Annotated in this window: 4 protein-coding genes; 3 read left to right on the forward strand and 1 reads right to left on the reverse strand. The window is 49.4% G+C overall.

Going from position 1 to position 11,253, the window contains the following annotated elements; translation table 11 throughout:
• Positions 1 to 194: 194 nt before the first annotated feature.
• A complete protein-coding gene (locus B5D63_RS07490; protein WP_159455927.1) occupies positions 195 to 2,573 on the reverse strand; it encodes a glycoside hydrolase family 95 protein in 2,379 nt (792 codons plus the stop codon).
• Between the two features lie 400 nt (positions 2,574 to 2,973).
• Between B5D63_RS07490 and B5D63_RS07495 the strand changes: the two genes are divergently transcribed.
• The 3 genes from B5D63_RS07495 to B5D63_RS07510 all read left to right on the forward strand — a co-directional run bounded on the left by B5D63_RS07495 (position 2,974) and on the right by B5D63_RS07510 (position 11,195).
• Positions 2,974 to 7,119, forward strand: a complete 4,146-nt coding sequence (locus tag B5D63_RS07495; RefSeq protein WP_078668093.1) for a hybrid sensor histidine kinase/response regulator transcription factor — start codon at positions 2,974 to 2,976, stop codon at positions 7,117 to 7,119.
• Positions 7,120 to 7,354: 235 nt separating this feature from the next.
• Positions 7,355 to 9,196: a glycoside hydrolase family 97 protein gene (locus B5D63_RS07505; protein WP_078668095.1), complete on the forward strand. Its 1,842-nt coding sequence runs from the start codon at positions 7,355 to 7,357 to the stop codon at positions 9,194 to 9,196.
• Positions 9,189 to 11,195, forward strand: a complete 2,007-nt coding sequence (locus B5D63_RS07510; protein ID WP_078668096.1) for an alginate lyase family protein — start codon at positions 9,189 to 9,191, stop codon at positions 11,193 to 11,195. The genes B5D63_RS07505 and B5D63_RS07510 overlap by 8 nt, the downstream gene beginning before the upstream one ends.
• The last annotated feature ends 58 nt before the right edge of the window (positions 11,196 to 11,253 follow it).

Below are 11,253 nucleotides of genomic sequence, written 5' to 3' on the forward strand. Positions count from 1 at the left end.
TTCTCCGTTAGGGCGAAAACCGCTTTCCGTCCTAATCATTATTTATTGAAATTTTTGATGGATTACCTGATCAGTTATTTTTTTTCATAGTGGACGATGTGGTTGATAAGTCTTATTTTTTACCTGGCCCCCAAGGCCTCATTGAGTTTGCTGCAGGTACTATATGGCCCGGGTCGGGTTGGAATGCTGCAAACTCACAATCGTTTTTCCTGGCTTTGCATCTTATAGGTTTTGCCTTTTCGGGTTTGCAGTTCACACATATAATACCCTTGCTTAGCAATGCTTTTCGTGTTGTTTTCCACCGTTGCCACAGGAACGGGGGTACGAATTTTGCAGGGTTCCCCGTTGGCAGATTTGATACTGAAACTTGTCAATCGGCCGTTACTCCAGTATATGTCTACCTCAAATCCTCCCCGGGCGAGTAATCCTTTTACCGAGCCATCAGGCCATGCTGCCGGCAGCGCAGGAAGGATATCAATTACGTACCCATATGTACCGTCTTGGGTGGTGTATGTTTCATGGCTCTGCAAGAGCATTTCCGTGATACCGCTGACTGCTCCGAAATTGCCATCGATCTGAAAGGGCGGATGCGCGTCAAAAAGATTGGGATAAGTCCCCCCGGCGCCGGCCATGACTGTTTTCAGCTGTGTAGTAGGCCGGAGCTGATAAGACAGGAGTCGGTGTGCATGATCACCGTTGCGTAGCCTGGCCCAGAAATTTTCCTTCCAGGCAATGGACCATCCGGTGCCGTCATCGCCCCGCAATTCCAGAGAGCGTTTTGCACCGGCGGCCAGTTCAGGTGTTTTGAAAACAGTTACCTGATGGCCGGGATGAAGTGGAAAAAGATGCGATACGTGTCTGTGGTGGGGATCGTCGGTGTTGAGGTCCCAGTCCTTATTCCATTCTTCCAGCTGTCCCCCTTTACCTATCCTCAGCGGACTTATATTATCCCGGGCGGCGATCAGCTTGTTTCTGAACGCCTCGTCGGTATGGAGGATACGGGAGGCCATAGCCACATTGTCGAACAGGTCCCAGATGATTGCTTTTTCCATTGTGGCGCCTTCCGTGACATTTCCTTTTTGTTGGCTGTCAGTAATAAAGCTATTTTCCGGAGACGTAGAAGGGGAGGTGATCAGATGTCCTTCTTTATCTTTGATCATTGTGGCCAGATAGAATGCTGCGGCGCCTTTCAGTACCGGGTAAACTCGTCTGAGATAACGGATGTCCCTGCCGAAGGCATAGTGCTCCCACAAATGCTGGCATGCCCAGCCACTGCCGCCGGCAAATACCCCCCACGGCAGCGCTGCTCCGGGGCTTGTCCATCCCCACCCATTAGTTGTATAACCATAGCACCAGCCCGGGGTATCAGGCCCGAAATATGCTTTGGCTGTTTTGCTGCCGGGAGCCATAAGGGCGGCGGTGAGCCGGATCATGGGTTCATGCAGTTCACCGAGGTGGGTGGGTTCTGCCGGCCAATAGTTCATTTGGTAATTGATATTGGATTTATAGTCACATTTCCATGGAAGATCGAACCCATCGCCCCACAGTCCTTGTGAGTTGGAAGGCAGCTGATTGCCCGGCCTGCTGGAAGATATCAGCAGGTAGCGGCCATACTGGTAGAAGAGTGCAGCAAACCCCGGATCTTTTTTCCCGTCTCCGTAGCTCCTGAGCCGCTCGTCTGTCGGGAGAGCGTCTGTTGCCGCACCCAGATTGATCCGGACCCTGTCGAAGAAGTTTTGGTAGTCGGTAATATGATCTGCTTTTAACCGGCTATATCCCTTACTGATGGCCTGCTGCAGCTGCCGGGTTACTTTCTGGTGCGGATGTTCTCCTTTAAAGCCTTTATTATAATCCAGCATGTATGAGGTGCCGGCCGATATATAGATTGTGAGTTCCCTGGCGTTCTTTACAGTAATACTATCCTTGCCGCCTTCCACAACACCATCTGTAACTACCGCCATTTGCACTTCGAAATCCAGCGTAGGACCGGTATTGCCGGTCATAATCAGTTTATTGGGCGCCTCGAACCGGGTTTGGGACTTTTCTTTCCGGTGGAGGAGGAGGCTGACAACTATAGGCGTATTGCCATTGGCTTCCATGTGGTGGACCAATACGCTGTCAGGTGCACTTGAAAATGTTTCCCGTGTGTACGTGGTCCCGGATTGACGAAACGTTACCCCGGAGATTGCCTGCCCGATGTCCAGCCAGCGCCTGTATGAACTGGTGGACGCTGCGGCGGTTTTATAATGGAGAAAGATATCTCCCAGTGTTTGATAGGAGGAATAGTAGGGGGCCGACGAGGTCATATAACGGGCTGTAAGTTCCCCGGCCTCTTTATATCGTTCCTGTCGTATAGCCGTCCGGATGGTATCCAGAAATTTATAGGCATCTTTTCTGTCAGCCTCTGGCTGTGGGGCGCCAGACCAGACGGTAATGTCATTCAACTGCAGACGGTCATCCGCGATACCACCAAATACCATGGCACCCAATGTGCCATTACCCACCGGCAATGCTTCGATCCATTCTTTGGCAGGAAACGTGTACCAAAGTGAAATGGGAGCTTTTTGCCCCAAAGCTTCCGGGCAAATTATCATGGAAGAAAAAAGAGTAATAAGTATTTTAAATGTCAAATTGACTCTTAACATAGAAATTTGATTTTGGTACGTAAAAGGTCCTGGCCCCTCAAAGAGAAAATTGGAATAGAATCCCGGTTAATAGAAAGCTATATTTTAAAAGCGGCGGGTAAGATCTTCCCGTTTCCTGGTGACCAGCCCGCGGGCTTTCCCGACCAAAATACACAGGAATGAATTAAAAATTGTCATTTAGACAAAAATTACTATTATACACCCTGAATTATGAGAGTGTCCCCCCTCGCTGCCCGTTTTTCCCGGAGTAAATTGTAGCAAAAACAGGGGGTGAATTCGTAATTCGGCCGATCAACCAAAGTAGAACAGTATTTTTCAATTTCACGGGATGAGAAAACTTGCAATGTGCTGTCTGCTATGTTTTGCAGCAGCGTTCCACGTGTCCGGTTTCTCCGCCGGCGATAACAGTTATCATGTAATTTCATACCTGGGTATAGAACAGGGATTATCAAATAATGCCATCCGTTGTGTGTTTCAGGACCATAAAGGGTTTATGTGGTTTGGTACGTATGACGGCCTGAACAGGTACGATGGTAATGTATTCAAAGTGTTCCGGAACAGGTTCGGTGACAGCAGTTCCCTTGTGAACAACTGGGTTTTTACGATCAACGAAGATTTTCAGTATAGACTATGGATAGGGACGAGGCAGGGAATTAATATCTATGACCACGTTTCCGGGAAATTCAGCGGAGTATGGTACCGGGTGGCCGGTACTGCCAGATTAGAGCGGATAACTGCTGTGGTACGGGATATTAAAAGAGATGCAAAAGGAAACATGTTGATTGGAACAGAGAACCTGGGTCTGTTGTTTTGCCCGGCAGGAACAGATACTGCCGTCCAGGTGCCGCTGTTTACCGGTAGCCGGCGTTTGACGACCTACGACGCCGGTGGTATTGAGATAACAGGCAACGGCGATGTGTGGTGTTTTGTACAGGGCAGAGGATTATGCAGGGCGAACAGAAATGTTTCCGCGATTAATGTGGTGAACGGCACTTTCCCAACAGCAGATTGTATGAAGGCCGACAACGGTCTTTTATGGATAGGGACCCCCAATGGATTGTTAAAGTATTCCATACACGCCAATCAATACCTGGAGTCATTTACAGAGGAGAACGGAAAGTTATCCTATAATAAGGTGTCCGGCCTGTATCTGGACAAAGGGGGAAAACTTTGGGTAGCCACCAATGGCGGAGGAATAGATATCATTGATACAAAAGACGGCACTCCGGTGGAAAACATTCCTGCCGGTAACAGCAACTATACCCTGGCGAGTGGCTCCGTCAGCGCGGTTTACGAAGATGCGGACGGCCGCAAATGGATTGGGACACTAAGAGGAGGGATCAATATCATAGATCCCAGAAAAGACAGGTTTCAGTCTGTGCTGCACGATCCACTGAACAGTAACAGCCTTGTCAGTAATTTCATTTTTGCCTTTTGTGAAGAAAAGGATGGCACCATCTGGGTTGGGACTGATGGCGGAGGGCTAAGCAGATGGCAAAGAAAGACCGGACAGTTTACTAACTTCAGTCATCACCCGGGCATGCCCGCATCTCTTAGCGATAATTTTGTGACAAATGTACAGTGTGATAATGAACAGAACATCTGGGTCTCCACATTTTGGGGCGGAATCAATAGGTTCGACCGGAAAACCAATACTTTCCGGCATTACAGCCTGGCCGCCAAAAACAGCCCAACCGGCAGTAAAACCGTATACCTGTTATATAAAGACAGCCATAATACCCTGTGGGCCGGAACCTTTGGCAGAGGTGCGCTGAACAAAGGGGCGCTTTACCGGTACGACAGACAGCTGGATACATTTAAGCTCGCAGACGACAAACTGACGGATCTTTTCACCATGAAAGAAGACCGCTCCGGACAGCTATGGGCGGGAAACCTTCGCAGCCTGATAAAAATTGACCCGCGTCACAGTGGTGACCTATTCTATACGCTCGGCAACCCGGTACGGGCCATTCATGAAGACCGCAAAGGCCGCTTCTGGGTGGGAACAGAAGGCGGAGGACTGCTACTGTTTGACCGTGCGGAGGGAAAAATACTAAAACGCTATACGGCAGCGGAGGGACTGTGTAACAACGCGGTACTCAATATTCTGGAAGACGAAGCGGGGGACCTCTGGATCAGTACTTTTTATGGAATATCGAGGTTTAACCCGAACCGGAGAATTTTTACCAATTTCTACCAGGGCGATGGACTATCCGGTAACCAATTTAGTTACAATGCCGCACTACGGCTTCAGTCCGGTGAATTGATGTTCGGCGGTATCAAAGGACTGAACCTGTTCCGGCCATCCAATATTTTGGCATCGGGTGAAAAACTCAAAATGCTGTTCACAGATATCCATATTAATAACCTGCCCATCGGACAACGGGCAGGTTACATTGAAGTGCAGCAGGGTGACAACATCCGCAAAATTAAAGTGCCATACCGCGAGGCCGTTTTCACCTTCGACTTCGTTGCGCTGGATTATTCCACCTCCGATAAAATATCCTATACTTATTATATGGACGGCTGGGATAAAGACTGGAACCAGAGCGGCAATACCAGAACAGCCACTTACACGCATCTCGCCGCAGGGCATTATACATTCCGGGTAAAAAGCACCAACGCGGAAGGACAATGGCTAAACAATGAAATCTGCCTTGAGATTATAGTGCTGCCACCCTGGTACGCCTCGTGGTGGGCCTGCTTTTTATATCTGCTTATCGTGATGGCCCTAGCAATAGCCTACATCTCCTACAAAACAAAACAACGAAGGCTTAGGTATGAGGTGGTCCTGGCGAATATGAATGCCGAAAAAGAGAGGGAACTCAATGAAAAAAAACTCGCTTTCTTTACCAATGTGTCACATGAATTTCGTACACCACTAACGCTGATCATCAACCCTGTAAAAGATCTGATGCAGGAACAGGGACCAGATGGAAAACATCAGAGGGAGTTTACTACAATATACCGCAACGCACGCCGCTTGCTGCGCTTACTGGACCAGTTGCTATTGTTCAGGCGGGCAGACAGTGATATTGATAAACTGAAACCAGCCTGTGTGAACCTCACGGAACTCTGCAGGGATGTGTTCCAGTCGTTTGAGCAACAGGCGCAGTCGGCCGGTCAGTCGTATGCTTTTAATAGCGACCACGAGGAACTATGCATTGCAGGCGACAGAGAGAAGCTGGAAATCACGCTTTTTAATCTCCTGTCGAACGCCTTTAAATATACGCCTGCCGGGGGGAGCGTTACGATGGAACTGCATAGCGTCAGGGACCGTGCTGAAATAACCATCGCAGATACCGGGTGCGGCATACCTATGGAGAATGGTCTCCACGTATTTGAGAAATTCTACAGATCGGAAGGGAGCGTATCTGCCGGAAAATCAGGGTTTGGCATTGGTCTGTACCTGGTGAAAAAGTTCGTGGAGCTGCACCATGGAACGGTGACCTTTGAAAGTAAAGAATGTGAGGGCACGCTGTTCAAAGTTGTTTTACCCTGCAACGCTGACCAGCTGTGCCGGGAACCAACCGACGCCGCTCCTGCCAGTAAAACGGGTTTCCTGGAAGCAATGGCAGAAGAAAAACTGGAGGTGGTTTTGCCGGAAGAGCCAAAGGAAGAGGAGATCGGCACGCTGATAACCTCCAAACAAACTATGCTGATCGTAGATGACGATGCACAGATCCGGCAATACATTTCGGGTATGTTCCGGTCAACTTTTAATATTGACGAAGCCTGCGATGGAAAGGAGGGGCTGGAAAAAGCGATGGCCACGCTGCCGGACGTGGTGATCAGTGATATCAGGATGGAAACTATGTCCGGCCTGGAACTATGCAGGGAAATGAAACAGCATGCGCTGATGAATCATATCCCCGTTATTCTGCTCACCGGCTCCTCGGCAGAGGAAGGCAAGCTGGCAAGTGCTGAAGTAGGCAGCGACTATTATATCACCAAGCCATTTGAAAAGGAGCTGTTAGTAGCAACCGTACACAGCGTACTGCAAACGAGAGACAATCTGCGGAACTATTTTCTCAATGAAGTGACGCTCCGTAAAAATGATTTGAGAGTTTCAGGCCAGTATAAGTTGTTCGTGGAAAAATGTATCGCTATTGTGGAAGCCAACCTCGATAACGAGGGCTTTACTATTAAGGTGCTGGCAAGAGAAATCGGCATGAGCTATTCTTCGGTATATAAAAAGATAAGGCAGGTGTCCGGGGAATCGTTGAGAGGCTTTGTTCGCTTCATACGCCTGAGGAAAGCTGCCGAACTTATGATCAACACAAGTCTTAATGTTAATGAAATAGGTTTCCAGGTGGGGATTAATGATGTTAAATATTTCCGGGAACAGTTCAATAAGATATTTGGTATGAACCCTTCCGAGTATATCAGGCGTTACCGGAAGGTATTCGAAGATAAATATAAACTGGAAAAAATAGAGACGCGTAAAAAGGCAACGCGCCGGAAGAAAGTATAACGCGGGAGTACGCTGACCGTTGTTATTTGGGTAAATCCACCTGTGAAGAAGCATATGCCTGCCGGAATTCAGACTTCACCCCCCTTTTTATACGGGTACTCCCCTTATCGTTGGGGGAGTGGATGTTTACTTTGTACCCTGACAGGCAGGCTTCCTTTTGATTAAAGGCAGATCTGCCGCCGGAACAGATCTCCTGCCAGCCCGGCCGCAATTTGTTAATTGATAAAATTTAGAAATGAGTAAAATGTTTTTGGGGTTAAAGTCGTGGAAGGTGCTGGTGTTTATATGCCTGCTGTCATGGGGACCACTTTCTGCACAAAAGATGTATTCCATAGCATCTCCCGGTGGCAGCACGCTCCTGACTATAGGTGCTCCTGATGGAAAACCCGGCTATCAGCTGTCTTTCAGGGGGAAAAAGATCACTGGCTGGTCAGTACTTGATATATCCGTTGACGGCGTTTCGCTGAGCGGGGCTAAAATTATGCGCTTCGATAAGCCCGTACTACATCAGGAATCTTTTGCGAGTCCGCTGGGGGAGCAGGACTCTCTGCATAGTATTTACCAGCAGGCGAGGTTGCATCTGAAAGCAACAGCCGGGCTTTCTGTGACCATAGACTTTCGGGTGATGGACAGCAGTGTGGCATTCCGATACAGCGTAGCTATGGCAGGCGCAGCACAGCATGCGCTCCGCGAGTTCACCACATTTTCCTTTCCCGGCTCTCCGCTCATCTACCAATATAACCAGGAATCCGTGTTTACGCCAACAAGGGTGGATACCCTTGGTGCTACAACAGATTTGCCGGTTACCGTTGAGTCGGATGGGACTTACTGCCAGATAGGAGAAGCGGTGAATTTAACCTATACGAAAGCAGAATTGGGTCGTGGCACAGATGGGAATACGCTGGCCGTAATATTTCCGCATGATACTGCCGTGCTATTTCAAAGGAATCTTGCAACACCCTGGAGAACAGTGAGCGTGGCCGGTTCTGCCATCGCGCTTGCTCACTGCCGCAGCCTGAATATAAAACTGGCGGCGCCCCCTGTGCCGGGCGACTGGTCGTGGATCAGACCCGGCAAGCTTATCCGCGCCCAGCTGAATACGCAAAGCGGCCTGGATTGCATTGATTTTGCAGTAAAGCATCACTTTCAGTATATCATGTTCGATGCAGGGTGGTATGGTGCTGAGTTCCGCACAACGTCTGATCCCTGCCGGGTAATACCGGCAATTGACTTGCCGGAAGTGATCGCCTATGGTAAGAAACGAAATATCGGCGTTATCCTTTACGTAAATTACATCGGGCTGAAAGCCAAACTGGATAGTATTCTGCCGCTTTATAAGCGGTGGGGAGTAGCGGGCCTTAAATTCGGCTTTGTAGACGGGCTTACCCAATCCGGCCTTACCTGGTTGTCGCAGGCGATTCAAAAAGTGCAGCAATACGGTTTTGTGCTCAACATTCACGATAACTACAAACCCACCGGCCTTAGCAGGACCTACCCGGCATTATTGACCCAGGAAGGGATCAGGGGAAATGAAAACAGTCCCGACGCATTTCATAACACTACGCTGCCATTCACCAGGTATCTGGCCGGCGCAGCAGATTTTACCTATTGTTTCCCTAACCCGAAGAACAGCTTCTCAAAACATATTAAAGTCTCAAAAGCGCAGCAGCTGGCGTTGAGTGTAATTTACTATAGCCCGTTGCAGGCGATATTCTGGTACGGTCAGCCTAATGATTATACAAATGACGGTGAGATAGCTTTCTATGACGAGGTGCCTGCTACGTGGAGTGAATCGCATTACCTGGCGGGAGATATAGGTAAAGGTGTAGCGGTGGTGAGAAGGAAGGGTGATACCTGGTACCTGGGATGTGCTGCAGGTTTACAGGACTGGCAGACGATACTTGACTTGTCGTTCCTCAGGCCCGGCATTTCATATACTGTTACTGTTTATGAAGACGATGGCAACCAATCTGTCCGTAAAAAGACAATGCGGCTCAACAGCATGGACAGGCTACCAGTAAAACTTTTTGCGAAAGCAGGGCAGGTATTCATATTCAAACCGGGTAGCCATGAGTAAAGTGTTTGTTTTATCGGTATTTTTTTTATTTTTTACCGGCACGCAAAATACTGTGTCCGCCCAGGCGCCTGTATTTGTGCATCCGGGCCTGTTGCACAGCCGGGAGGATCTTCAACGAATGGGCGCGGCAGTTGCCCGGAAGCGGTCGCCCATATATGAAGGATATTTGGTTTTTGAAAAAAGTTTTTTCTCTCACTATAACTACCCGACGAAAGGACCGCTGGCGGTAGTAGGAAGAAATCCTACCGTTGGCCAGGCGGATTATGACAGCGATGCCAATGCAGCCTATCAGAATGCACTGATGTGGGCTGTTACCGGAGATAAACGGTATGCGCAAACGGCCATTCGCATCATCGATGCCTGGAGTGGTATGCTACAGTCTATAACCGGGAGAGATGCGGTGCTGATGGCGGGGCTCGGCCCTTTTAAAATGATAAATGCCGCAGAGATCATAAGATACAGCGATGCGGGTTGGTCTGATGTGGCAGTAAAACGTGCGGAGCAGCATTTTCTTCGTGTAATCTATCCCGTTGTTGCTGAGTTTGCCCCTTTTGCAAACGGTAACTGGGATGATGCGGCACTTAAAACTGTGATGGCCATTGGGATTTTTTGCAATGACCATGAAATTTTTGAGAAGGCTGTCCGCTATTATGTAAATGGCTGGGGTAACGGCAGCCTTCCCCATTATGTTATGGACGATACAGGCCAGGTACAGGAAACAGGGCGGGACCAGGCGCATACGCAGCTGGGAATCGGTATGTTGGCGGAATGCTGTGAAATGGCCTGGCATCAGGGATTAAACCTTTATGCCTATGCTGACAACCGTTTGCTGAAAGGATTTGAATACACTGCAAAGTATAATCTGGGCTATAACGATGTCCCCTATACGCCGATGCCAGACCGCACTGGTAAATACCATCATATGCGTCCTTCGGAAATAGCGCGTGGCAACCTGCGTGCGGTGTATGAGCAGGTATATAATCATTACGTACACAGAGTGGGCCTGCCGGCGCCTTTTACAAAAGCGGCTGCGGAGAAATTACGGCCGGAAGGCCCTGGGCTGCCCGGCGCAGACCATCCGGGGTATGGCACTTTACTTTATTCTATCGACCCGGCGATTGATAAAACGGGTGAGCTTAGCCTCTCTGCGGAACGCCCTGCCGGACTGGTTTTGACGGCAGGGAGCGATGTCACGGTGCTGAGATGGGTGGCCCTTCGGGGTGTTTCTTCCTATATTATCAAACGCGCTGAAAACAAAGAAGGCCCGTATAAGAAGGTGGGCATCGTCGCCGGAAACAGTTTCAGTGACAGCAGCATGAAGAGAGGAGTTGTATCTTACTACACTGTCGCCGGTATCCGGGACGGAGAGGCATCTGAGGCATCTTTGCCGGTATCCCTTGCCGGCGGTGGGCTACCTGAAGGATGGTGGAACAGTGATGTCGGAAAGACCGTGAAAGCAGGCTATGCGCAGTACGATGGAGACCTGATAAGGATAGAAGCTGGCGGCTCCTTTGCGGATACACTGCCGGAAGCTGTCAATTACACTTACCGGAAGCTGAAGAAAAAGACGGCGCTGACCATCATGATATGTCCACAACCCAGCTCTCAATTTACAACCGTAGGTTTGATGATAAGGTCGGATCTGCAGCCGGGAGGACCGTTTACAGCACTGATGCTTTACCCGGGTAAAACAAAGGAAATAGAAGCGCCCCGGTGGATGACACAGCTGATGCAACGGAGTGACTCCGGGGCAGCGGTATCTGTTGTGGCGCAACAGCCGTTGAGAGAACCCGCGGTAACATATGGCCGTTTAACAGGACCTTACTGGTTGAGAGTTACCCGGTCAGGTAACATAATAACAGGTCTCGGATCGTACGACGGATTGAAATGGGAGCAGCTGGGGACGGTCCGTTGGCCCGCCCGGAAGCAAGTGTTGATAGGTATAGCTGCTGCTGCGAATATTGCGGCCACCACTACAGTACGGGTACGGTTGCAATGACTTCCTGAAGAAAGAATCGGGAATGCTTCGCAGGAAGCATTCCCGTAAATGGAGGTAT

Origin of the sequence: Chitinophaga eiseniae, assembly GCF_900167135.1 — a bacterium.
Taxonomy (GTDB): Bacteria; Bacteroidota; Bacteroidia; order Chitinophagales; family Chitinophagaceae; genus Chitinophaga; species Chitinophaga eiseniae.

Bases quoted from the DNA above. Each gene is read 5' to 3' on its own strand.
- B5D63_RS07495 (WP_078668093.1), top strand. From the start codon at position 2,974: ATGAGAAAACTTGCAATGTGCTGTCTGCTATGTTTTGCAGCAGCGTTC.
- B5D63_RS07505 (WP_078668095.1), top strand. From the start codon at position 7,355: ATGAGTAAAATGTTTTTGGGGTTAAAGTCGTGGAAGGTGCTGGTGTTT.
- B5D63_RS07510 (WP_078668096.1), top strand. From the start codon at position 9,189: ATGAGTAAAGTGTTTGTTTTATCGGTATTTTTTTTATTTTTTACCGGC.